The organism is Gorillibacterium sp. sgz306347 (assembly GCF_059735245.1).
This window is the reverse complement of the sequence record NZ_JCAPET010000020.1, coordinates 1-22,268: the sequence shown is the minus strand read 5'-3', so window position 1 is coordinate 22,268 and position 22,268 is coordinate 1. Positions and strand designations below refer to the sequence as shown.

18 protein-coding genes and 1 pseudogene are annotated in these 22,268 nt (G+C 59.4%); 10 read left to right on the top strand and 9 right to left on the bottom strand.

Annotated elements, in window-relative coordinates; genetic code table 11:
- The first annotated feature begins 155 nt into the window (after positions 1 to 155).
- Positions 156 to 1,112, top strand: a complete 957-nt coding sequence (locus AC6I6H_RS12290; RefSeq protein ID WP_497954113.1) for a radical SAM protein — start codon at positions 156 to 158, stop codon at positions 1,110 to 1,112.
- 100 nt (positions 1,113 to 1,212) lie between these two features.
- Here AC6I6H_RS12290 and AC6I6H_RS12285 read toward each other — a convergent pair whose 3' ends face one another.
- The 4 genes and pseudogenes from AC6I6H_RS12285 to AC6I6H_RS12270 all read right to left on the bottom strand — a co-directional run bounded on the left by AC6I6H_RS12285 (position 1,213) and on the right by AC6I6H_RS12270 (position 4,379).
- Complete coding sequence (locus AC6I6H_RS12285; protein ID WP_497954176.1) at positions 1,213 to 1,746, bottom strand: hypothetical protein; 534 nt, start codon at positions 1,744 to 1,746, stop codon at positions 1,213 to 1,215.
- A gap of 45 nt (positions 1,747 to 1,791) precedes the next feature.
- Positions 1,792 to 2,049, bottom strand: a pseudogene (locus AC6I6H_RS12280) (helix-turn-helix domain-containing protein); the annotation flags it as partial.
- A gap of 239 nt (positions 2,050 to 2,288) precedes the next feature.
- A complete protein-coding gene (locus tag AC6I6H_RS12275; protein WP_497954111.1) occupies positions 2,289 to 3,923 on the bottom strand; it encodes a DHA2 family efflux MFS transporter permease subunit in 1,635 nt (544 codons plus the stop codon).
- A 21-nt stretch (positions 3,924 to 3,944) separates the two neighbouring features.
- On the bottom strand, positions 3,945 to 4,379 hold the full coding sequence (locus AC6I6H_RS12270) for a MarR family winged helix-turn-helix transcriptional regulator (protein ID WP_497954110.1): 435 nt from the start codon (positions 4,377 to 4,379) through the stop codon (positions 3,945 to 3,947).
- Between the two features lie 1,759 nt (positions 4,380 to 6,138).
- Between AC6I6H_RS12270 and AC6I6H_RS12265 the strand changes: the two genes are divergently transcribed.
- The 3 genes from AC6I6H_RS12265 to AC6I6H_RS12255 are packed head-to-tail and all read left to right on the top strand — an operon-like array spanning position 6,139 to position 8,725.
- Entirely contained in the window at positions 6,139 to 7,128 is a 990-nt protein-coding gene (locus tag AC6I6H_RS12265; RefSeq protein WP_497954107.1) for an ABC transporter ATP-binding protein, read from the top strand.
- Positions 7,125 to 7,928: an ABC transporter permease gene (locus AC6I6H_RS12260; protein WP_497954106.1), complete on the top strand. Its 804-nt coding sequence runs from the start codon at positions 7,125 to 7,127 to the stop codon at positions 7,926 to 7,928. Before AC6I6H_RS12265 ends, AC6I6H_RS12260 begins: the two co-directional genes overlap by 4 nt.
- A gap of 8 nt (positions 7,929 to 7,936) precedes the next feature.
- A complete protein-coding gene (locus tag AC6I6H_RS12255) occupies positions 7,937 to 8,725 on the top strand; it encodes an ABC transporter permease (RefSeq protein WP_497954105.1) in 789 nt (262 codons plus the stop codon).
- Positions 8,726 to 8,899: 174 nt separating this feature from the next.
- Here AC6I6H_RS12255 and AC6I6H_RS12250 read toward each other — a convergent pair whose 3' ends face one another.
- Positions 8,900 to 9,580 carry a TetR/AcrR family transcriptional regulator gene (locus AC6I6H_RS12250; protein ID WP_497954104.1) on the bottom strand — a complete coding sequence of 227 codons (681 nt, stop codon included), beginning with the start codon at positions 9,578 to 9,580 and terminating at the stop codon, positions 8,900 to 8,902.
- Positions 9,581 to 9,762: 182 nt separating this feature from the next.
- Between AC6I6H_RS12250 and AC6I6H_RS12245 the strand changes: the two genes are divergently transcribed.
- Positions 9,763 to 11,322, top strand: coding sequence for a DHA2 family efflux MFS transporter permease subunit (locus AC6I6H_RS12245; RefSeq protein WP_497954103.1), 1,560 nt, complete (start codon positions 9,763 to 9,765; stop codon positions 11,320 to 11,322).
- A gap of 76 nt (positions 11,323 to 11,398) precedes the next feature.
- On the opposite strand, the gene AC6I6H_RS12240 is transcribed toward AC6I6H_RS12245, so the two are convergent.
- A complete protein-coding gene (locus tag AC6I6H_RS12240) occupies positions 11,399 to 12,100 on the bottom strand; it encodes a YetF domain-containing protein (RefSeq protein WP_497954102.1) in 702 nt (233 codons plus the stop codon).
- Between the two features lie 62 nt (positions 12,101 to 12,162).
- Positions 12,163 to 13,005, bottom strand: a complete 843-nt coding sequence (locus AC6I6H_RS12235) for a MurR/RpiR family transcriptional regulator (protein WP_497954100.1) — start codon at positions 13,003 to 13,005, stop codon at positions 12,163 to 12,165.
- Between the two features lie 200 nt (positions 13,006 to 13,205).
- Here AC6I6H_RS12235 and AC6I6H_RS12230 point away from each other — a divergent pair, with 200 nt between their 5' ends.
- From AC6I6H_RS12230 to AC6I6H_RS12215, 4 genes are all read left to right on the top strand, one after another.
- Positions 13,206 to 14,093, top strand: a complete 888-nt coding sequence (locus AC6I6H_RS12230) for a DUF8171 family membrane protein (protein ID WP_497954099.1) — start codon at positions 13,206 to 13,208, stop codon at positions 14,091 to 14,093.
- Complete coding sequence (locus AC6I6H_RS12225; protein ID WP_497954098.1) at positions 14,086 to 16,164, top strand: ABC transporter ATP-binding protein; 2,079 nt, start codon at positions 14,086 to 14,088, stop codon at positions 16,162 to 16,164. The genes AC6I6H_RS12230 and AC6I6H_RS12225 overlap by 8 nt, the downstream gene beginning before the upstream one ends.
- Positions 16,136 to 16,966, top strand: coding sequence for an energy-coupling factor transporter transmembrane component T family protein (locus AC6I6H_RS12220; RefSeq protein WP_497954097.1), 831 nt, complete (start codon positions 16,136 to 16,138; stop codon positions 16,964 to 16,966). The genes AC6I6H_RS12225 and AC6I6H_RS12220 overlap by 29 nt, the downstream gene beginning before the upstream one ends.
- Positions 16,967 to 17,082: 116 nt before the next feature.
- Entirely contained in the window at positions 17,083 to 17,865 is a 783-nt protein-coding gene (locus tag AC6I6H_RS12215; protein ID WP_497954095.1) for a PHP-associated domain-containing protein, read from the top strand.
- A gap of 163 nt (positions 17,866 to 18,028) precedes the next feature.
- Here the strand turns inward: AC6I6H_RS12215 and thrS are convergent, their stop codons facing one another.
- Positions 18,029 to 19,945, bottom strand: coding sequence for a threonine--tRNA ligase (gene thrS / locus AC6I6H_RS12210; RefSeq protein WP_497954094.1), 1,917 nt, complete (start codon positions 19,943 to 19,945; stop codon positions 18,029 to 18,031).
- Between the two features lie 407 nt (positions 19,946 to 20,352).
- Positions 20,353 to 20,649, bottom strand: a complete 297-nt coding sequence (locus tag AC6I6H_RS12205; RefSeq protein WP_497954092.1) for a VOC family protein — start codon at positions 20,647 to 20,649, stop codon at positions 20,353 to 20,355.
- Positions 20,650 to 20,901: 252 nt separating this feature from the next.
- Here AC6I6H_RS12205 and AC6I6H_RS12200 point away from each other — a divergent pair, with 252 nt between their 5' ends.
- On the top strand, positions 20,902 to 21,624 hold the full coding sequence (locus AC6I6H_RS12200) for an AAA family ATPase (protein ID WP_497954090.1): 723 nt from the start codon (positions 20,902 to 20,904) through the stop codon (positions 21,622 to 21,624).
- The last annotated feature ends 644 nt before the right edge of the window (positions 21,625 to 22,268 follow it).

The window sequence follows — 22,268 nt, the reverse complement described above, 5'->3', positions numbered from 1 at the left end:
GGACTCTTCTGCAATATTAATCACTTGTCCGGCGGCTGTTCCCTTCGAAAGGCAGTTACTTTGATCACACCTCGATTAAGCGCCATTCGGTATAATCGCAAAAGTAACCAATGGAAAGCGCAACCGACGGAATGACCTGGGAGGACACCAATGTTATGAGAACGGAACCGATCTATAAATCGCTGGAATTGAGCGAACCGGATTATTACGAGCTGGAGGGGCTGGAGGTCGGCGTCACGTCCAACTGCAACTTCAAATGCGACTACTGCTGCGCTTACCGGCGCAACGACGGCCAATCGCTCCAGGCAAGCGAAATCCTCCGCATTATCGACGATATTCCCACCCTGAAGCGCGTCCGGTTATCCGGAGGGGAAGTCACGCTGAAATTCGACGACTGCGCGGAAGTGATCGCTCACTGCACATCCAGGGGCATCGCCACGCAGCTTAACAGCAACGCCAGCCTGCTGAACGAAGAGCGCATCGAAAGGCTTAAGCAAGCCGGCCTGTCCAATCTGCACGTTTCCTTTAACTTCACCGATGCCGAGACGTTTTCGGCCTATTACAAGATCCATCCGTCCGTATACGAGAAAATTCTTGCGAACATCCGCTACTGTGCAAAGGTGGGACTGGAAACGGTGCTGGAGACGCTGCTTTTTCCCGAAACCCAGAAAAACATGCGGGCGATCAGTGAGATGGTTTACGATCTGGGCGTGCGCATTCACGAAATTCAAAACAGCATTGTGATGGATCACACAGGCTGGAACCGGGTCTCGGCCAAGGAGGAGCTCGTCCGCTCGGTTCGCGAGCTGATCGCCATGAAAAAAGAAGACACGACGCTCTATTTCACCTGCATGGACCGGCTTATGGACAAACTGGGCTTCCGGGACGAGCCCGGGGTCTATTTCTCGCGCTGCGTTGACGGAACCCGGCAGCTTCATCTGCACGGAAACGGAGATGTCCTGATCTGCGAGCTGTGCCGTCCCGTCGTAATCGGAAATATATACAAAGGCACCGACCTGAAGGACATTTACCGCAACCGGCCCGCCGCGCTGGCGGAGTATCTGGAAAAGCGGCCCTGCCCGGCTTATGACGCGCTTTTCCCGGAAGGATAAAGCGCCCGCAAACAGCAAACGCCTTCGGATTCCTCCGAAGGCGTTTGTCATAAGCTGCCGGCATTTCTCATCGCGTGTCGGGTTTGGTGCTGTCCCCCTCTCACACTTCTTCGAATTGGGGGTTCAAGAGCCGGTCGGAAAAAACCTCCTCCGGGGAAAAATCCGTTGTTGGCGTGTTGTGATCCACTTCTTGAAGGCTGACATTATCAAGCCATGCCTGCCCTTTCCCGCACAGCAGGATCCCGATGTTGAGAATAGCCCCGTTTGCAGGGACATCCAGCACGCAAGAATAATGATTCCAGTCCGTCGTTCCGGTAATGGGCCTGCTTTGCATATTATCCAGCTTTAATGAATCCCCCAGGTTGTTATCGATTCGGAACCATAGACCGCACCAGCCTTCCACGGCTTCGGTTTTTACAAAACCGGAGAACCGTACCCGCTTCCCGACGAAATGTTTGGCGCTAATTTGCTGCATGATACTCCCGAATTCCTCTTGGGAAAACTCATCCTCGAGGGAACGGATCGTGGCCGATCTCGAGCCGGTGTGGCAGGTACCGGAGTCCAGGCTCATCGAGTATTTTTCGGGAGCGGAGCCCGTGACGATCCAGTCTTTGATTTTGTTTTGCTTCTCCATTGTTTTTCCTCCTCCAACCAAATCCCTCATCGCCGACCGGTATCTTCCGGGAGGCAATTGATAAACCGCTTTGAACGCTCGCGTAAAAGACTCCTGAGTCGCGAAGAGATACATGACGGCGATCTCCAGTATGGAAGCCTCAGTTTTTAACAGTGCGGCCGCGGCGCCGGCCAGTCTTCGTTTGCGAATATAATCATATAAAGGAATCCCGGTTTCCCTTTGAAAGGTCCGATGAAAATAATATTTCGAATACCCGGCCACCTTCGAAATTTCATCCAGCGTCAATTCCTCGCACAGGTTCATTTCTATATAATCCAATGCCTTCCGGATTTCTCTGCTGTGGACGATAAGCTCACCTCCTGCAATGAGTATAGAATAAACTCCACTTCAACATTTGACGTTTCTTGCCTTTTTCCAGCCAAAAAAACGGCGACCGCTCCCCGTTTAATACCGGGAAGCGATCGCCGCTTCTTAATCTGCCGCTGCCTCACATAAGTGCTTGACGCGGCTTGAGCATACGTCTTGTTTTATTCCGTCGCGGCTTAGTTGACGACCGGGGTCGAACCGCCCATCGCCGCTTCTTCGCCCTGCTTCGGCTTGGCGTTTACCGTCACCGTCTGGTTGGACGTGCGAAGCGGCAGCTCCTTGAGGAAGAAGACCAGCACGAAGGCAACCACCAGCACCAGCGTCCCGACCAGGAACACCGTGGAAAGCGTGTCGCCGAGGGCGTCGCGGATGCCTTGAATCATCTGCGTGAAAAGCGGCTGAACGTCGGCGGGCAGCGAAGCCTGCGTCTGCTCCAGAAGCGGCTTGTTCATCAGCGTCGTCGGGTTTGCGAAAGCCGTCATTTGCTCGACCAGCTTCGGATCCATCGCGCTCATGTCCGGCGCGGCCGAACCTTGCATGGCTTTGCCCAGGTTTTTGGTCAGGTTATTGGACATAACCGTCCCCATGACGGCGATCCCGATCGTGCCGCCCAGATTGCGGAACAGCTGCAGCGAAGCGGTGACAACGCCGAGTTCTTTATGCGGCATCGCATTCTGCGAAGCGAGCGAAAACACCGGCATGCCGAGGCCGAGGCCAAGGCCGAAAATAATCATGCTGAGAATCGCCATCGGGACGTTGTTCATCACGACCATGATGGCCATGCCGGCGATCATGACCGGAATCCCGATCAGAGCGTAGCGTTTGTACTTGCCCTTCTTGGCCATGCGCTGGCCGGTAATGGCGCTCGCGACCACCATGACGATGGACATCGGCATCGTGACGTAACCGGCGTAGGTCGGCGAAATCCCGAGTACGCCCTGCACGAAGAACGACAGGTAGATGAGCGCGCCCATCATGCCGAAGTTCATGATAAACCCGGTCAGGTTGGAGATGGTGACGATGCCGTTCTTAAACAGATGAAGCGGCAAAATCGGATTTTTCGCCTTCCATTCGACCAAAATAAAGATGAGAGCGGAGACGGCGCTTCCGATCAGAAGGCCGATGATTTGCTCGGAGCCCCACGGGTATTCCGTTCCGGCCCAAGAGAAGGCCAGCAGCAGCGGAACCAGCGTGGTGGTCAGGAAAAGCGAGCCGAGGTAGTCGATGCTTTCCTTCGGCTTGCGCTCCACCTTCGGGAAAAGCGTCAAGATCATGAAGAACGCCACGATGCCGAGCGGCAGGAAGATCCAGAACAGCCAGTGCCAATCCATGTGATCGACGAGGTAGCCGCCGAGCGTCGGGCCAAGCACGCTGGAGAAGCCGAAGACGGCGGTCATAAAGCCCATCCATTTGCCGCGTTCGCGCGGCGGGAACAAGTCGCCGACGGACATAAACGCGGTCGATTGGATAATCCCTGCGCCGATCCCTTGAATCCCCCGGTAGCCGATAAAATGAAAGACATCCTGGGAGGTGCCGGTCAGGAAGGCGCCGGTCATAAACAGCAAAATCCCGATCAGGAGAAACGGCTTGCGGCCGAACATATCCGACAGCTTGCCGACAAGCACCGTAGCGATCGTCGATGTCAGCAGGTAAATGTTGATCGTCCAGGTGTAGTAGTCCATCCCGTCCAGAATGGAAATGATACGCGGCATGGCGGTGCTGACAATCGTCTGGTTAATCGCCGCGAAGAACATGGCCGCCATAACGGCGATCATGATCGTGACCTTTCGTTTGGATGTTAAATGTTCCATGGTTACCCTCTCTCCGTTTTTTTATGCTGGATTTTTCTCTCTATGGGACAACAGGACGGAAAAAATCCGCCGCAAGTGCTGGATATCTTCCTCGGGCAGCGTATTGAAATACGTTTGCATCACCTGATCGCGGGTCGCGCGGGCTTCGCCGACCATCTCTCTCCCTTTGTCGGAGATTGAGATATAGACTACCCGGCGGTCGCTTTCGCCGCGTTCCCTCGTCACATACCCGTCCGCAAACAGCTTGTCGGCCATGCCGGTTATGGCGGCCGGCGTCAGGCTGAGGTGGTGGGCGAGCTGCGACACGTTTTGCGGGCCGTATTTGTCGAGCACGAAAAGTGCCTTGAAATGCGGCAGGCTTAGGCAAAACCCTTTCTGATTCCAGTCTTGATTGATTAGTTTGAGCAGGCTGCGAAACATTGAGGTTACCTCGAACAGTACCTCTTCTTCGTTCATCCCCCTACCTCCAAAAAGTATCCATTTGCTTAAACGTTTAATGTTTTAGCATTAAAATAAAGCAATTAATAATTTACAACTAAAACAACTGGGCGTCAAGCGGTTTGCCGCATTTTTTCATAATTATTTTCAAAAATGCGCGAAAAAAATAACCGCCCAGCCCGAGGTTGTGCAAGACGACCAGCCAATGTTCTCTTCGATGGGGCGGCTTAATCGCCGGCTTCCGCTCTGCCCGCTGCAGCCGGGAGTGTGCGCCGATGGGGCCCCGGGCGGCACGGGCGGGCTCGCCGCACGCCCATGGGGCCCGAGGAGGCTGGGCGGGGCTCGCCGCACGACGATGGGGTCCGGGGCGGCACGGCGGGGCTCGCCGCACGACGATGGGGCCCGAGGCGGCACGGGCGGGATTCGCCGCACGACGATGGGGCCCCAGGCAGCGCGGGCGGGCTCGCCGCACGCCGATGGGGCCCGAGGCGGCGCGGGCAGGCCTCGCCGAACGGCGATGGGGCCCCGAGGCGGCACGGGCGGGCTCGCCGCACGCCCATGGGGCCCGAGGCGGCACGGGCGGGATTCGCCGCACGACGATGGGGCCCGGGGCGGCACGGGCGGGCTCGCCGCACGCCGATGGGGCCCGAGGCGGCGCGGGCAGGCCTCGCCGAACGGCGATGGGGCCCCGAGGCGGCACGGCGGGGCTCGCCGCACAACGATGGGGCCCGATCAAGTTCCTCACGGCCTTGAAGTGCCCACGGTTGCTCTAACGGTTGCCACAGAGGCTATTTGTCCCAAAATGAGGGGTTTCAAATTCTAACGGTTGCCACAGCGCTTATTTTCGTTTTTTTGCTCATTTTCGTCTGTTTTTGCCGAAATAAGCTCCGTGGCAACCGTTAGAAAAATTTCAAGGCGGTTTTGGCCCAAATAAGCTCTGTGGCAACCGTTAGCCATTCAAGCCCTGCCAGGCTGCACAGATAATGAAACATTGTGGCACGCTTCTTTATGAGGATAAAGCGCTAAGTGAGGGAAGACGGAACATTTTCCTTTAAAGGCGTTCCTCCTCGTCCTTTCCCGAAGCAGCACTCCCGATTCGTTAACCACCCATTACGTCGACCACCTGATGTACATTGCGAGCCGTATGCTCCAAGCAAACGAATATATCGAACCAACCAGCCTCGATTCAAACAATCGAACCTGGTGTACTAGGCGGACCTTGTGCTCGAACCAAACGAATATTCGAACTAACCGGCTTCGATTTAAATAATCGAACCCGGTGAACTGGGCGAACCGTCTGCTCGAACCAAACGAATATGTTGAACCAACCAACATCGATTCACCTAATCGAACCATGTGAACTGGGCGAACGGTTTGCTCGAACCAAACGAAGATGTTGAACCAACCAACATCGATTCACCTAATCGAACCATGTGAACTGGGCGAACGGTTTGCTCGAACCAAACGAAGATGCTGAGCCAAACGCGTTATAGCATACGGTGGAAGCAATCAAACACCTGGAACTTAGGCGGGGGAGGAGTCCGGGGAACGTTCTTTTTGTGAACCGGCAGATCAGGCTCGTGGCACGGGCCAGGCAATAAAAAAACGACCCCAACGGGTCGTTTGGCTATTTTTGATAAATTTTAACTAAAGGTACGTGTCCTCGTTCCTGATAATAGTAGTATAACCTTCAGAAAAAGATAAGTCTAGTCTTTTTTCGGGATTTTCGCTATATTTTTGAATGCTCATCATCTGTACGTTTCAGGAGGGATCCAAAATGGGCGAACCCGTCATCTCGCTCCAAGGCATCAACAAATCATTCCAAGTGGCCGAACGGTCCGCCGGCTTCGGGCAGGCGGCCAAAGCGCTCTTTTCCCGAACCTACACCCGGGTGGACGCGCTGCAGGACATTTCCTTCGAGATCCGGGAAGGCGAAATCGCCGGGTACATCGGCCCGAACGGCGCCGGAAAGTCGACAACGATCAAGGTCATGTGCGGCATCCTGGTGCCGGACTCCGGCTCCTGCCGGATTATGGGGTATACCCCATGGAAGGAGCGGACCGCTTATGTGGGCCACATCGGCGTGGTGTTCGGCCAGCGCTCCCAGCTCTGGTGGGATGTGCCAGTCGCCGATTCCTTTGAGCTGCTGCGGGACATCTACCGGATTCCGGCGGCCGTTTACCGCAAAAACATGGACCGCCTCACCGATCGGCTCGGCCTTGGCAGCCTCCTGCATACTCCCGTCCGCCAGCTCAGCCTCGGCCAGCGGATGCGCTGCGAAATCGCCGCTTCGCTTCTGCACGACCCGCGCATTCTGTTTCTCGACGAGCCGACCATAGGCCTTGATGCCGAAAGCAAAATCGCCGTCCGCGAATTCATCAAAGCCATTCACAAAGAACAAGGCGTCACCGTCATCCTAACCACCCACGACATGAGCGACATTGAAGCGCTGGCGGAACGCATTCTGATGATCGGCAAAGGCACCCTGCTCTACGACGGCTCCCTTTCCGAACTGCGCAAGCGCTTCGGCAGCCAGCGTACGCTGACAGTCGATTACCGGGATTGCCCGGTTCCCGTCGACATTCCCGGGGCGTTCCGCCATTCCTGGTCGGCGCAGCAGGCGGTTTACAGCTTCGACAGCCAGCAGGTCGGGCTGGCGCAAATTATCGCCCGCCTCTCCGAGCGCATTGAAATATTGGACGCTCAGGTGGACGCAAAATCGGTGGACGAGCTGATCCTGCAGCTGTACAAGGAGCACCGGGTATGAAGGCTTACCTCTCCGTCGCCAAGCTGCGTTTTGTCACCAGCCTGCAATACCGCACGGCGGCGTATGCCGGCATCGCCACCCAGCTGTTTTTCGGCCTTGTGCTGGTGATGGTCTACATCGCCTTTTACAGCCGGGACGGTGCGGCGGCGCCCATCTCCCTGCCGGACATCGTCACGTACGTGTGGCTCCAGCAGATGTTTCTCAGCCTCGTCGCCCTCTGGTACCGCGACCCGGACATCTTCCAGCTGATCACGACCGGCAACATCGCCTACGAGCTCTGCCGTCCTTGCGACCTCTATGGCTTTTGGTACGCCAAGATCGCAGCGACGCGGCTCTCCGGGGCCATGCTGCGGTTTCTGCCTGTTCTGCTGTTCGCTTTCCTTCTGCCCGAGCCTTACGGCATGGGGCTGCCAGCTCCGGGTGCGGCCTTCCCGCTGTTTGCGCTGGCGCTTCTGTTCGGGCTTCTGGTCGTAGCCGCTTTGTCGATGCTCATCTATGTCTCCGTCTTTTGGACCCTGTCGCCGGTCGGTTCCACGCTCATGTTTGCGACGGCCGGCGAGTTTTTCGCCGGGATGATCGTGCCGGTTCCGCTGATGCCCGCGTGGCTGCAGAACCTTTCGTTCTTCCTGCCGTTCCGCTGGACGATGGATTTTCCGTTCCGCGTTTACTCGGGCCACATCCCGGTGCAGGAAGCGCTGGCCGGCATCGGCATGCAGCTGCTCTGGCTCGCGCTGACCGCAGGCGCCGGCTTGTGGCTCATGCGCCGGGCGCTCCGGCGCGTAATCGTACAAGGAGGATGAAAGCACCCATGCGCCTCTATTTTCGCTACCTTTCCATTCTGTTCCGCTCCCAGCTGCAGTACCGGGCGTCCTTCTGGCTGCTGTGCCTGGGCCAGTTTTTCATCCCGCTCTTTGTTTTCGCCGGTCTCTATTTTCTGTTCTCCCGGTTCGGGGAGCTGCGCGGCTGGAGCTTTTTCGAAGTCGCCCTCTGCTTCGGCGTCGTTCACCTGGCGTTTGCGCTTAGCGAATGCTTTGCGCGCGGGTTCGACTCGTTTTCCTCGCTGGTGGCAAACGGGGGCTTCGACCGGCTGCTGGTCCGGCCGCGCGGAACCGTCGTCCAGGTGCTCGGCTCGCAGTTCGAGTTCACCCGCATCGGCCGCATGCTGCAGGGCGCGGCCGTGCTCGCCTGGGCGCTGTGGAACCTGCCGGTTTCCTGGACGCCGCTCAAGATCGTCACGCTGATCTTGATGGTCGCGGGCGGCGTGCTGATATTCATCGGCATCTACATGCTGAACGCGACCTTTTGCTTCTGGACGGTGCAGGGCCTGGAGCTGGCCAACCTGCTCACCGACGGCGGGCGGGAAATGGCCCAGTACCCGCTTTCCATCTATGCCAAGCCGGTCCGGCTGTTGTTCACGTTCCTCATTCCGTTCGGCTGCGTGAGCTACCTGCCGCTCCTGTATCTGCTCGACCGCACGCCCCATCCGGAATACGCCCCGCTGTACGCGCTTCTGCCCTTGGCGAGCGTCCTTTTTCTGCTCGCCTGCCTGCGTGTCTGGCGCTTTGGCGTCCGGCATTACCGGTCCACGGGCTCCTGAACCAGCCGCATGCGAAAACACCGCCGACACCGATTCGGCCGGCGGTGTTTTTACACCCATGCAGAAGAGTTCATTTCCGTGCGGTTTCCACGCGGTCGCATAACCACAGGGCGGTCTGACCGGCTCGCCGCGGCCCGGCAGCCTTCCCCCATGCCGGGCTCTCCCTCCGCGCAGTCAGCTCCGCTCCTCCGGCAAACCGCCGAAAAACAGCCGGTTGATCTGCCGGACCACCTGCTCTTTGCTTGTCCCGTGATGCTTGCGCTGATACAAATAGAGATCCGGGCTCAGCACGGTGATTAGCGCGCTCGCGGTAAAGCGCGGGTCGGCTTCCTCCTCCGGCCTCTCCTGGAGCAAAACCAGAAGCTGCGTCATAACGGCATACAGCCGCTTGTAAAACGGATGCTCCAGCTGCGTGAGCTGGCTTTTGCCGGTGAATCCGGAATTGATCCGGGTCAGCAGATAAGCGTGCTCGTCCACAAAATCAACAACCTTTGCAACACTGGCTCTCAACTGTTCCGCCGCCGTGTCCGCTGCCGCTTCCCGTGCCCCCCGCTCCAGGCCCTCGAGAAACTGCTCAATGTTGGTGCGCAAAAGGTCCGAGCAGATCTCTCCTATGTTCGCGTAGCGCCGATACAGGGAGCCCTGCCCGATTCCCGCCTGCCGGGCAATCTGGTACATGCTGACTTCATCGACGCCATGCGTCTGAAAAAGCGTCCGGGCCGCGAACAATATTTTTTCCCGGTAAGCATCCTCCGAACCCGCCTTTTCGCTGCGCCCTTTAGCGGCGGCTTCCTTCCTCGACGGCTGCGTCTCTGCGCTCTCGGCGCTCCGCCCTTTTCTTTGGTTGCCGGCCATCCTGCCCCCCCTTTTTCCAAACATCCCTTCCCTTATTCGAATCACCCGATTGACAGAGCGGACAATTGTCCGTAGAATAAGTATGCTCTTGCGCGGACAATTGTCCGCTATTCCATTATAGAGAAAACGAGCGCGCATGGTCAACGGACGGCTGCACGGCCATCCGGGAGGAGGAGAGAAACATGAACGAAACCGCTTTGAAGCCGGACGCCGGCTTTCGGCTGCGCGGCATTCTCGTTCCGCTGCTTGCGATTATCGCCGGCGTGTTTATGGTGGTGCTCGACAGCACGGCGATGAATGTCGCCTTGTCCCGTCTGGTTGTTGATTTCGGAACCGATTTGAAAACCCTGCAGTGGACCGTGACGGGCTACATGCTCGCACAGGCCTCCGTCATCCCGCTGACCGGCTGGCTGTCGGACCGGTTCGGGGCGCAGCGCGTCTTTTTGACCGCTATTGTGGTCTTTACCGCCGGTTCCATTCTTTGCGCCACCCCCAGCTCGGCGGGCTGGCTGATTGCTTTTCGCGTGCTCCAGGGCATCGGCGGCGGCTGCGTGCTTCCCGTCGGCATGGCGTACGTATACCGGCTGGCCCCGGCCAGCAAAGTCGGCGTCGTCATGGGCATCATGGGCATTCCGGTGCTGTTCGCTCCGGCCATCGGCCCGGTCGTGTCCGGCTGGCTGGTGGAGTATCACTCCTGGCGCTGGATTTTTCTTCTGAACATTCCCATCGGCATTCTCTGCGTCCTGATCGGTGCGTTCAAGCTTCCCAATACAAGCCGGACAAGCGTCCCCGGCATCGACCGCTGGGGCATCATCCTCGGCCCGCTTGCATTCGCGGCCCTTTCGTACGGCGTCAGCCAAGGCGCGGACGGCTGGGGCAGCGACAAGACGGTGATCGGTCTCGCGGTCGGAGTCCTTGCGCTGATCGCCTTTGTGATCGCCGAACTGAAAGCCGAGCAGCCGCTTCTGGAGTTGCGGATTTTCCGCTCCGTCGACTTCACGGCCGGGATTCTCGTGCAGTGGGTCGCCCAGTTTGCTTTGTACGGCGCACTCTTCCTGATGCCGCAGTTTCTGCAGCAGGCGCGCGGCTTCGAGCCGTTCCACACCGGCGTTACCATGCTGCCCCAGGCCATCGCGTCGGCCTTCATCATGCCGATCGCCGGCATTTTGTTTGACCGGATCGGCGTCCGCTGGCTTGTCGTGGCTGGACTCGGGCTTGTCGGCGGCGCGCTTTTCCAATATTCGCAGGTTGACCTGACAACGGAAAGCCGGGATATCCTTCTCCCGCTGCTCATGTGCGGCGCGGGCATGGGCATGATGACAATGCCGATGAACACGCACCTGCTGAACAAGGCGCCCCGGCGGCTGGTCAACCGCGTCACTTCGCTGACCAACTCCATGCAGCAGGTAATCAGCTCGCTGGCCGTATCCACCTTGGTCACCATTCTGACCTCGCGGACAGCGGCGCATGCGGCGGAGCTTCAGCAGGCGGCAGGCGGAGCGGCCGGTGCAGGGAACGGGGCCGGCACAGCGGCCGGCGGAGCCTCCACCGCCGACGCGGTGCAGCTGTTGAAGGCCACGGCTTTCGCCAACGGCTTTGCCGACACGTTCCACGTCATGATGTTTGTCGCCATCGGCGGCGCCGCGCTGGGACTGCTTCTTCGCCGCTCGCCCGCCAAGGCCGAAACCGGACCGGAAGAAGCGCCGTCCTCCCCGCCGGAAAACGGCCCGCAGCCCACGTAAACAAAACAAAACGCCCTTCATGCCGCCCGAATACCGGGGCATGAAGGGCGTTTCGGGTCTTGAGCCGGCTGCCGGTTCAATGGACCGTATCCCGATACCGGTCCGCATGAAGCGTACCGTCCGCCTCCACTTCGGCAAAGAACACCCGGCTTTCGTCGGCGATGCCTTGCTCCCGAAGTCTTTCCCTGATCCACGCAGGCGTAAGGTTAAGCTTCTTCAGATTGCCGTCAATCAGCTTCCCGTCCGTAATGACCTGCGTCGGAAGGTTTGCATGCTGCTCCGCCACCGGCCGAACGTCCTTTTTCGTTGCGGCCTGCGCGCCCGTCTGGGCCAAAACCGTCACTTGGCCGTCCGTCTCCAGAATGGCGTATTCCACTTCCTTCACGGAAAAAATGTTCTTCTTCCTTAACAGCATCAACACGTCATCCATGTTTATCCGGGAGCCCTGCATGGCTTTTTCCATAACCTCTCCCTTGCGGATCAGGATCGTAGGCTGTCCTTCCAACGCCCTTCGGGCTTTGCGCGATTTAAGGGTGGCCACTCCCGTCAAAAAGGTCAGCGCGGCCCATAAGCCCAAAGCGGCGACCCCGGCCCCGATCGTCAGGGACCGGTCGAGAGCCAGCGCTGCGGCGAGAGAGCCGAACGCGATTCCCCCGACATAATTAAAAAAGGTCAGCTGGCTGACCTGTTTTTTTCCGATCAGGCGGCAAAAAAGCAGCAAAAGCACGTAAGCCATTGCCGTCCGCAGCAAAAGCTCCCCGTAGGCCAACGAAACCACAGCTCCTCCCGCGATTTCCGTTAGCGTGCCCCGCTTCTTCCTTTCCTATCCGGCCAACTTTCTCAAGCCCGCCCCCGTGGGAGCTTGTCCGCGTATCGCGCCCTCAGCTCGCTCAGATGCTCCAGCTTCCGCAGCGCGGTCTCCTTGTTGATCAAGCCGACCGCCAGAATCAGCTGCTCAATCAGGAGAAGCGGCGTGACCATGGAATGGAATTCGCCCATCTCCCCCCGGCTCACATAAAACGAAGCCTGCACCGGATGCCCGTAGCGGAGCGTTTCCCGGTCCGTAACCAGGACAGCCGCGCTGCCCGTCCGGCCGACGCAATCCAGAATCACGTCCGTTTCCGGCAGCATCCGGGTAAAGCTGAACAGCAGCACGGCGTCTTCTTTTTGCAAATGGGCCAGCGATTCCAGAAGCTCGTGCCCGCTCCCCGCCATAATCCGCACCGACAGCCCGAAGCGGGACAGCCGGTAAGACAGCAGCTCGCCCAAGGACAGCGCCGGACCGGGAGCGTGAATGTAGAGACGCCGGGCGCCTGCGATCCGTTCGGCGGCCTTTTGCAGCTCCTCCGGGGACGTTTGCTCCGCCGTTTCGCGGAGATGGTGCAGCGACTGCTCCAGCATTTGGGCGGGGAGGCTGGTGGAATCAAGACGGGACATGGTCTTTTCCAGCTTCAGGGCGGGCGTGGCGTCCGAGGAAGCGTCCCACAGCTTGGCCTTGAACGCTTTGGCGTTCGCGTAGCCGACCACGCGCCAAAACCGGGAAACCGTGGCGATGCTGACGCCGACGCGGTCGGCAATCTCCTGATCCGTCATCAGCAGCACCTCGTCGGGCCGCCGCTCCAGAAAATCCGCTATTTTGCGCTGGCCGGGTGAAAACGGCGTTTTGTCGGGGAACAATGTCATGCCTTGCGCGCGCTCCTTTTCTATAGAAGAAATCGTACCGCAGCGGAACTTGTAAATGAAAAGATAGACAGATATGAAAATTTTATTTCCTATGTATCGATTATGTAATAAAAATTACACTGCGTTGACACAACCCTCGGCCTGCGTTAATACTTTCGCCTTACACTGGAAGCAAATCCAATCCGGGGAGGCTCCCGCCGATGAAAAGCAAAGCTTCGCTCTACACGCTGACATCCTCGCAAAAAATGATGATCTTCGTCTTGTCGATGTCCCTTTACGGGCTGTCCAACATGTTCACCGAACTCATTCCCAAGTTGCAGCTCGGACCCGTCGAGCTGTCCGTGGAATACTTCGCTTTTATTCCGCTGACCCTGTGCATGCTCTTTCACCCGGTTTACGCCGCCATCGGCGCAGCGCTCGGCGAGGTGATCTTCGGCGAACTGATGCTGGGGCAGTTCGGCGGGCTGGGCGAGCTTGAGAAGTTCCTTACCTTCTCCTTCGCCATGTACGTGGCCGGACGCCTGGTGAGCGATCCCAAAAACCGGACCCAGGTCGGCATCGCCGCTTTCACCGGAGTTGCCCTTCACCAGCTTTGCAGCTCTCTCGTCGATATCGGCAAGGTGTGGATCGGCGTGGAGGAATTTGAAGCCGTGCCCGGTCTTGCGGAAAGCGTCGTCGTGGTGGAAGGGGTGGGATTCCTGAACGATGTGCTGTTCTCCGGCATCCTGTTCGCCCTCCTGCCTACATTATATCTGGTTCCGCGCCTGTATGGAAAAATAGAACCGCTTCTCGGCATCCGCCCCCGGCAAAAAGCGACCAAATACGAATCCGCCGGCATCGTCACGCCCCGCTTGGTCATCGGCGGCATTCTTCTGGCGCTTCTGGCGTTCGGCGCGGAATCGCTGTCCGAAACGGACTGGAACTTCGAATGGGAGTCGGGCTTTGCGGACCGCTTCGGTACGGGCGCCATCTGGCTGAGCATCGCTGCCGCCGCAGCCGTCGCCATCGCCGTCATCCTGATCATGCGGGCCAAGCGCAATCGCGCCGGCAAAACGGACAATCAAGCGGAGAATCTGCCGTATGCTTAAAAGCCTTTTCGTGAAGACCCGGCCAGGCGGGAATCCAGCCTCCCTTACGGCCGCGGAAGAGGTTGCTGCGGCGGGCCGCAATAGCTTCAGGGGAGGCGGCGCGGACGAAGCAGTTGCGCGGAAAAGTCTCGAAGGTGCCGGAGCGTCGGACGCGGTCCGTACGAAAAAGCCGGCGGTGGACATCCGGAACGTCTCCTTTACGTACCCCGGCTCGGAGCAGCCGGTCTTGAACGGCGCGACGCTGTCGCTGGAGCGGGGAACGTTTACCGCCGTCATCGGCGGTAACGGCTGCGGCAAGTCAACTTTGTGCAAGCTGTTAAACGGTCTGATCCCCCATTATTATTCCGGCGACTTTACCGGCGAGGTTGCGGTTTGCGGCGTATCCGCCAAGGACCGGACCGTCTCCGGGCTGTCCCGGCTGGTCGGGTACGTCTATCAGGATTTCGACAATCAGCTGGTCCGGCCTACGGTGTGGGACGAAGCCTGCTTTGCGCCGCTAAATTACGGGCTGGCGGACTACCGGGAAAAAGCGCGCCGCGCGCTCGACCTTTGCGGCCTGACCGCGCTCCGGGACCGGTACATCTGGGAACTGAGCGGAGGACAAAAGCATTTGCTCGCCCTCGCCGGCGCACTGTCGCTGGCGCCGGCCATTCTCGTCGTCGACGAGCCGGTTTCGCAGCTTGATCCGCAGCATGCCCGCCAGGTTTACGAGGTACTGAAGCAGCTGAACGAACGCCATGGCATCACCGTCGTGGTGATCGAGCATCACACGGAATTTATCGCCGATTATTGCACCGACGCCGTGCTGATGGAAAAAGGCCGCATACTCTGGAAGCGCCCGGCCGCCGAGGCGCTGAACCGGCTGGCCGATCTGGAGCGGCTGGGCATTCAGCCGCCCGAGGTCACGAAGGCGGCGGCGCTGCTCGACCGCCTGACGGAAGAGGCGCCGCAGCGTTCGGCCGGGAATGCGGACGGCTTGGCGGGAAAAGCGGCTGGACCCGTCGGGAACGCGGCGGACTTGGACAGCGCAGCGGACGGCGCGAGCGCCTACCCGGTGACGGCCGAAGCGGCCGTGCCGTACTTCCGCGAGCGGCTGCGCCAGGCCGGCCGGAACGAGCGAGGCTTGGCGGAGGCCTGTGCAGGCGGCAGCCCCTGGACGGCGGCCGCGATCACGGCAGCGGAGCCCGCGCCCGTCCCGGCGGCCGAACGCGTCCCCGCCGTCCAGCTGCGGGACGCCTCGCTCCGCTACCGCACGATCCGCAAGACGGAGCGCGCGGTGCTGAACGGCGTCAGCCTGACGCTGCACGAGGGCGAACGCATCGCGCTGGTCGGCAACAACGGAGCCGGAAAATCGTCCCTGCTCCGGCTGGCCGCCGGCATCGCCAAGCCCGCCGCCGGGACGGTTCAGGTGCTCGGCCGCGATACGCGGGAGACGCCGCTGGAGCAGCTGTCGGGCTCCGTCGTCTACGTGTTCCAGAACCCCGAGGACATGTTCATTGACGACTCGGTGGAGAAGGAAATTGCGTACTGCCTGAAAAAACGCCGCTACCCGGATGCGGAGGCCGTTCTCGAAAACGTGCTTGCCGCATTCCGGCTCGCGGACCTGCGGGAGCGGGACGCGCGGCTCCTGAGCGGCGGCCAGCAGCGCCGGGTTTCCCTGGCGATCGGAGCCGCCATCCGCCCGGCGGTCATGCTGCTCGACGAGCCGACCGCCAACCTCGACCTTGCCACGCGGCAAGAGCTGATCGGGACGTTGAACGAACTGGAAGCGCATGTCCGCACCGTTGTTATTGCTACGCATGACATGCAGCTGGTCAGCCAGTGGGCCACGCGGGTGATCGTCCTGCATGAAGGTTCGGTAATTGGCGACGGCGCGCCGGAAGACATCTTTTCCGATTCGGCCCTCATCCGCCGAGCCGGACTCGCCCCTACGCAAATCATGGACCTGTCCGGCAAGCTCGGCCTTTTGCCGCCAAGCGCCACGCCGGAGCAGTTTGCCGCCCGCCTGAGCCGCCGCATGCCATCAAAGGAGGACACGACCGATGCAGCTTGTCCGCAACTGGCTGACTAAATTTTCGCTGGAGCGCATCCAGCTTGAACTGATGAATACAGCCTACGGCAGCGGGCACGTCTCGCTGTCGCGGCTCGATCCGCGCTGCATGCTGATCTGGTATCTGTTTTTCGCCGTCGTGCCCTGGTTCCTGTCCAACCTGCTTGTGCTCGGCGGCCTGTTCGTCCTGCTGGCCGTCACCACCGCTTTGTCGCGTGTAACGCCGCTCGTTATTCTCGTGCTCTGCCTCGGGCTGATCGGCCAGGTGGGCTGGCTGTTTGTGATCTCGCTTTTTTTCGGAGGCGACATCTCCTCCGCCCTGCCGCTGCTCAAGCTGACGCTGAAGCTGTCGGTCGTCTCGCTGGCGAGCATCACCGTGTTTTCGGGCATGGACCCGGAGAAAATCAGCGACGGACTGCTGGCGCTCGGCATGCCCGCCGCCTTCTCCTTCAGCTTGTCGTACGGTTACCGCATCCTGCCGGTGCTGTTTGAGGAATTTCGCAACGTCCTGCTTTCTTACCGGCTGCGCGGACGCGGGCCGGAACGGCCCGGCTTCCTGTACTGGCGGACCGGCGCCTATTATTTGAAGCTGCTCGTGTTTTCCTTTTTCCCGCTGATGCTGGCGACAGCCAAACGCTCGCGCACCACCGTGGAGGCGCTGGAAACGCGCGGCTTTTCCTACGGCATGAAAAACCCGGCCGCCAAAAGGCTCAAGCTCGCTCATCTGCGGATCACCGCCCGCGACATCGTCTTTTTAACCGGCACGGCTGCGTACACCGGGCTTCTGTTCTGGCTTGGCCATGCCTTCCCGCTCGCCGCATAAGTTCTCCGCCGTCTTTAACCCGGGGCAAGGCACGGCCCGAACGGGCCGGCAAGCCAGTCCGGCCCCGGTGTCCTTCTTGCGTTGCCAAAGCTGATCCCAAAAAGGAGTGCCCGCCCATGCGCATCGACCTGCATACCCACGCCAAGCTGTCCAAAGCATCCGATTTTTCGGCGGCGTATTACGAAGAAATGATCCGTGAGGCAAAGGCCAACGGCCTGGACGCCCTCGCGTTAACCGAACATTTTAACACGCGAAACTTTCACGAGGTTTACGAAACGCTGGACCGCCTCTATCCTTACAACGGCGAATACTACGAGGCGGACGGCCTGAAGCTCTTTCCGGGCATGGAGGTGGACATCCGGGAAACCGGCCACATTCTGCTGATCGGGCAAAAGGCCCACATCCTCGCGGTCCGCAGCCAACTGGAGCCTTACACGGTCAAGCCCGCCTTCATTCCCTTTGCGGAGCTGCTGGCGCTGGCCGAACGCTATCCCCTGCTCAAAATCGGCGCGCATCCGTTCCGGGAATCGACGCCGCTTCACCACCTGGACCGCAGCCTGCTTTCCCGGCTGGACGCGTTTGACTTGAACGGCAAGGACATGTACGAATACGGCTCTACCGCCAATCAGGCGAGGGTCGCCCGTTTTGCGGAGGAGCTGGGCAAGCCGATGACGGCGGGCAGCGATACGCACCAATGCCTGCAATTCGGCAGCGTCGTCAACGTATTCGAGCGGCGCGTCGAAAGCGCAGCCGAGCTGAAGGAAGCCGTCCGGTCGGGCGCTTTCCGCATCGACGTATCCGATCAATTGCCGCTTAAGGTCAAAGCCTCCGTCATGCTCAAAAAGCTGCTGAAGCGGGTCGCCGCTCTGGAAGCCGATTTGGCCGGGCTGCCGCAATAAAAACACTCCCCTCCATCCGGCACGGGGGCCGCTTCTCCGATAGAAGAACGGTTTCCGCAAAATGCCGCGATAAAGGGGAGTGATGGTTTTAACCGGGCAAGCAGCTGTTATGGGATTGGTTTCCGGTCCCTTTTCGACTTCATCCGGCTTTTTTTGTGAACGGTTATCCGCGCTCCCGCCGGATTTCGTCCAGAAGCTGCTCCGCCAGTTCCTCCGGCTTTGCCGCGCCGAGGTCGCCTTCGCCCCGTTTGCGGACCGATACCGTGCCGGAGGCTCTTTCGTTCTCGCCCAGCACGAACACATACGGGACCTTTTCCAGCTCCGCTTCGCGGATTTTGTACCCGAGCTTCTCCGCCCGTCCGTCCACCTCCACCCGCAAGCCGCATGCTTCCAGGGAACGCTTGAGCTGAAGCGCGTCGTCCAGCATGGCGTCCGTTACCGGCACAACTTTGACCTGCACCGGCGCGAGCCAAAGCGGGAAGGCCCCGGCGTAATGCTCCGTCAAAATGCCGATGAAGCGGTCGATCGAACCGTACACGGCGCGATGGATCACCACCGGCCGGTGCTTGCCGCCGTCTTCCCCGATATACGTCAGGGCGAACTTTTCGGGCATTTGAAAATCCAGCTGGATCGTGCCGCACTGCCAGCTCCGTTTGAGCGCATCGAGCACATGGAAATCGATTTTCGGCCCGTAAAACGCCCCGTCGCCCTCGTTCAGCCGGTAGTCGATGCCCCGGCTTTCCAGCACGCTTTTCAGCGCGCCCTCCGCCTGCTCCCACAGCTCCGCCGATCCCATGGAATCCTCCGGACGCGTGGACAGCTCAATTTTGTAATCGAAGCCGAATACCCGGTACATCTCCCCGATCAGGTCGATGACTCCGCCAATCTCCTCCGCAATCTGGTCGGGCCGGACAAACAGATGGGCATCGTCCTGGCAAAACGTGCGGACCCGCATCATGCCGTTCAGCGCGCCGGAAAGCTCGTGGCGGTGCACCTGGCCGAATTCGAACAGGCGGATCGGCAGCTCCCGGTAGGAGCGAAGGCTGTTTTTGAACACCAGCATGTGGCCCGGGCAGTTCATCGGCTTGAGGGCAAACGTCGTTTCGTCCACCTTCGTGAAGTACATGTTGTCCTTGTAGTGATCCCAGTGGCCCGATTGCTCCCACATGCGGTTGTTCATCATGAGGGGCGAGCGCACTTCCTCGTAGCCCCGCCGCCGCTGCAGGTCGCGGGAGAAGCTCTCCAGCTCGTTGCGGAGGGCCATTCCTTTCGGCAGGTAAAACGGCATCCCGGGCGCTTCCTCGGAGAACATGAAGAGCTCCAGCTCCTTGCCCAGCTTGCGGTGGTCCCGCTTCTTCGCTTCCTCCAGGAGCCGCAGGTGCTCGTCAAGCTGCGTTTTTTTCGGGAAGGCCGTGCCGTAAATCCGCTGGAGCATCTTGTTTGCGGAGTCGCCCCGCCAATAGGCCCCGGCCACGCTCATCAGCCGGAAGGCTTTGATCCGCCCCGTGGAAGGCAGATGCGGCCCCCTGCACAGGTCGGCGAATTCGCCCTGCTCGTAGATCGTAATCGCCGCATTGTCCGGCAGGTCGCGGATCAGCTCCTGCTTGTACGGCTCCTCCCGTTCGGCGAAAAAGCGCAAAGCCTCCTCCCGGCTGACTTCCCGGCGGACAATCGGGAGGTCTTCCGCCGCGATCCGTTCCATTTCGCGTTCGATCCGCGCCAGGTCGCCCTCCGACAGCGGATCGTTCAAGTCCATATCGTAATAAAAGCCGTCGTCGATCACCGGGCCGATGCCCAGCTTGACCGCCCCGCCGCCGTACAGCCGCTTGACCGCCTGCGCCAGCAGGTGGGCGGCGCTGTGCCGGTAAACGGCCAGCCCGTCCTTGGAGTCGAGCGTCACCATTTCAACCTCGGCGTCCCGTTCCAGCGGCCGGTTCAGATCGGCGAGCTGTCCGTCGAGCTTCCCGGCCACGGCGTTTTTGCCCAGGCTGGGGCTGATCGAGGCGGCGAGCTGCCCGAGCGTCGTTCCTTGCGGCATTTCCTTCCGGCTGCCATCCGGCAGCGCAATGCGAACCATCATGAGAATCCCTCCGTGAGCATGAGTTTTTGAACGCAAAAAACGCACTCTCCACAAAGGGACGAGTGCGTTCGGCTCGCGGTTCCACCCTCATTCGATCCGCCTTTCCCCACGGCGTGCGCCGGTGCGAAACAGGTCGGACCCTCATTCGGCATCCGGTAACGGGGATGAATCGGAGACGCTTACTGCCCCCGGAGCAAGCGAAGCTGCGCTTGGCGGGCGGGTTCAACGTCACGGCTGCAAAGGGGTAACTCCGATCCGTCGGCTGAAGAAGCTTTCACCACACACTTCTCTCTCTGGCAGCCCGTGAAGGGAATCTTGTCTTTGGTCATCGCCTGTTCAAAAGGTATGGCATGGATTATAGTCCTGTTTGCGGACTATTGTCAATGGGGGGCGGCCCACACTGTTGGTCATACCGCAAGCCACCAAAACACGCCGAATTTGTCAATCACATTGGAGCAATAAGGATTCCAGTTGCATGGGCCCGGCGGGTCAATGACCTTTCCGCCGTTTTTAAGAACGGCATAAGCCTGAGCAACCGCCTCTTCGCTGCCCATCCCATAGACATTGAAGGCCATCGTTTTCCAAGCCGCGTTATTGTCGGTTTCGCAGCCCTCGGGCGCTTCGCTTAACGCCATAAACAATTCGCCGGTCCGCATTAATTCGCAATGCATGTATTCCGCTTTCGTGTCATGCTTTACCTCCATCCCTTTTTCCAGGCCGAAGGCTTTGCATTACGCGTCGGCGGCTTCCAGGCTTCCCTTTACATAGACTTGCGGGCTGATTTTCATCGGTTTCCTCCTACTTGGCTGAGAGACGCTAACGGATCGAAACGGTCCTTCAGATTTCTTTTACCATAGAAATCTTTTTAAGATCAGTCAAGGAAAGGCATCACAAAAGGGAAAGCCGTGCGGGGTATGGTATAATCCTCCTAAAGCTGAAACGGGGGAGAGAACCGGATGAACGAGCTTTTCATACGCAGCGTGGTATTGAACCGCGATACGATCGAAGACCCGGGGGCGTATCCCTACCGCCTGCCGGTCGTGCGCCACCTGGACAAGCTGGATTTCCGCAGCCGCGTCACGTTTCTGGTCGGGGAAAACGGGACGGGGAAATCCACCCTCCTGGAAGCGGTCGCGATTCAATACGGCTTCAACCCGGAAGGCGGCTCAAAAAATTTCAACTTCTCCACCTACCACTCCCATTCCGAGCTCAGCGAAGCCATTACCCTTTGGAAAGGCGTCCGCAAGCCGGGAGACGGTTTTTTTCTGCGGGCGGAAAGCTTCTACAACGTGGCGTCGGAGGTCGACGCTCTGCTCCTCGAAGGCAGCTACGGCGGCAAATCGCTCCACGCCCAGTCGCACGGCGAAAGCTTCATGTCCCTTCTGCTGCACCGGTTCCGCGGCAACGGCATGTACATCCTGGACGAGCCCGAGGCCGCGCTGTCGCCGTCCCGCCAGCTCGCCCTGATTGCGCGAATGCACCAGCTGGTCGAAAAGCGCTCCCAGTTCATCATCGCCACCCATTCGCCGATTCTGCTCGCCTACCCGGGCGCGGACATTTACGTCCTGGACGAGGACGGAATCCGGCTGACGCCTTACGAGGACACGGAGCATTACCAGTTGACCAAAGCATTCCTGCAGAACCCGGCGGGGATTCTGAAGGAGCTGTTGGCGGAGTAAGTCGATGCGCCCGGTACGAACATGACCTTTCTTCGGGATTCGAAAACAGGCGCAAGCCGCCATGAAAAAAGCTGCCGGGAAGCCTGACTCTCCCTTGGCGGCTTTTGCTCGTGGTCATTTTGCCGTCGGGCAGGAAAAACGTGTTCCCCCTTTTGGCGGTACGCAAGCACGCCTTTTTTGGCGCTGCTTCTAAATCACCGATTGACCCGGCAACTGAATTTTTTTAGAGAGACCGAGCCGGTTCGAATCGCCAATTAACCCTCCAGTGAAACGATCACGTATCCTCCAGTGAAACGAGCGCGTAGCCTCCAGTGAAACGAGCGCGTAGCCTCCAGTGAAACGAGCGCGTAGCCTCCAGTGAAACGAGCGCGTAGCCTCCGGTAAAACGATCGCGTAGCCTCCAGTGAAACGATCGCGGGCGGGTTCCGTGGGAATTTCCCCGCACGGGTTCGCCTTTTTGGCCCCTGATGGGAACGATGACACGAATAAGTGCGAAATGAGCCTTATTTTCCCCCCCTAGCTCCCTCCCTGCCTAACAGCTGCGAAACAGCACTTATTTTCTCCAAAACCGGCCAAAACCGGATAAAAACGTAAATATAAGCAGTAGACTTGCAAAAAAACTTACATGGTGCCTGTAAGAGGAT

What these genes read in the sequence shown, in the direction of transcription:
- AC6I6H_RS12290 (WP_497954113.1), top strand. Translation starts at nt 156, where the DNA reads ATGAGAACGGAACCGATCTATAAATCGCTGGAATTGAGCGAACCGGAT.
- AC6I6H_RS12285 (WP_497954176.1), bottom strand. Translation starts at nt 1,746, where the DNA reads ATGGAGAAGCAAAACAAAATCAAAGACTGGATCGTCACGGGCTCCGCT.
- AC6I6H_RS12275 (WP_497954111.1), bottom strand. Translation starts at nt 3,923, where the DNA reads ATGGAACATTTAACATCCAAACGAAAGGTCACGATCATGATCGCCGTT.
- AC6I6H_RS12270 (WP_497954110.1), bottom strand. Translation starts at nt 4,379, where the DNA reads ATGAACGAAGAAGAGGTACTGTTCGAGGTAACCTCAATGTTTCGCAGC.
- AC6I6H_RS12265 (WP_497954107.1), top strand. Translation starts at nt 6,139, where the DNA reads ATGGGCGAACCCGTCATCTCGCTCCAAGGCATCAACAAATCATTCCAA.
- AC6I6H_RS12260 (WP_497954106.1), top strand. Translation starts at nt 7,125, where the DNA reads ATGAAGGCTTACCTCTCCGTCGCCAAGCTGCGTTTTGTCACCAGCCTG.
- AC6I6H_RS12255 (WP_497954105.1), top strand. Translation starts at nt 7,937, where the DNA reads ATGCGCCTCTATTTTCGCTACCTTTCCATTCTGTTCCGCTCCCAGCTG.
- AC6I6H_RS12250 (WP_497954104.1), bottom strand. Translation starts at nt 9,580, where the DNA reads ATGGCCGGCAACCAAAGAAAAGGGCGGAGCGCCGAGAGCGCAGAGACG.
- AC6I6H_RS12245 (WP_497954103.1), top strand. Translation starts at nt 9,763, where the DNA reads ATGAACGAAACCGCTTTGAAGCCGGACGCCGGCTTTCGGCTGCGCGGC.
- AC6I6H_RS12235 (WP_497954100.1), bottom strand. Translation starts at nt 13,005, where the DNA reads ATGACATTGTTCCCCGACAAAACGCCGTTTTCACCCGGCCAGCGCAAA.
- AC6I6H_RS12230 (WP_497954099.1), top strand. Translation starts at nt 13,206, where the DNA reads ATGAAAAGCAAAGCTTCGCTCTACACGCTGACATCCTCGCAAAAAATG.
- AC6I6H_RS12225 (WP_497954098.1), top strand. Translation starts at nt 14,086, where the DNA reads ATGCTTAAAAGCCTTTTCGTGAAGACCCGGCCAGGCGGGAATCCAGCC.
- AC6I6H_RS12220 (WP_497954097.1), top strand. Translation starts at nt 16,136, where the DNA reads ATGCAGCTTGTCCGCAACTGGCTGACTAAATTTTCGCTGGAGCGCATC.
- AC6I6H_RS12215 (WP_497954095.1), top strand. Translation starts at nt 17,083, where the DNA reads ATGCGCATCGACCTGCATACCCACGCCAAGCTGTCCAAAGCATCCGAT.
- thrS (WP_497954094.1), bottom strand. Translation starts at nt 19,945, where the DNA reads ATGATGGTTCGCATTGCGCTGCCGGATGGCAGCCGGAAGGAAATGCCG.
- AC6I6H_RS12205 (WP_497954092.1), bottom strand. Translation starts at nt 20,649, where the DNA reads ATGGAGGTAAAGCATGACACGAAAGCGGAATACATGCATTGCGAATTA.
- AC6I6H_RS12200 (WP_497954090.1), top strand. Translation starts at nt 20,902, where the DNA reads ATGAACGAGCTTTTCATACGCAGCGTGGTATTGAACCGCGATACGATC.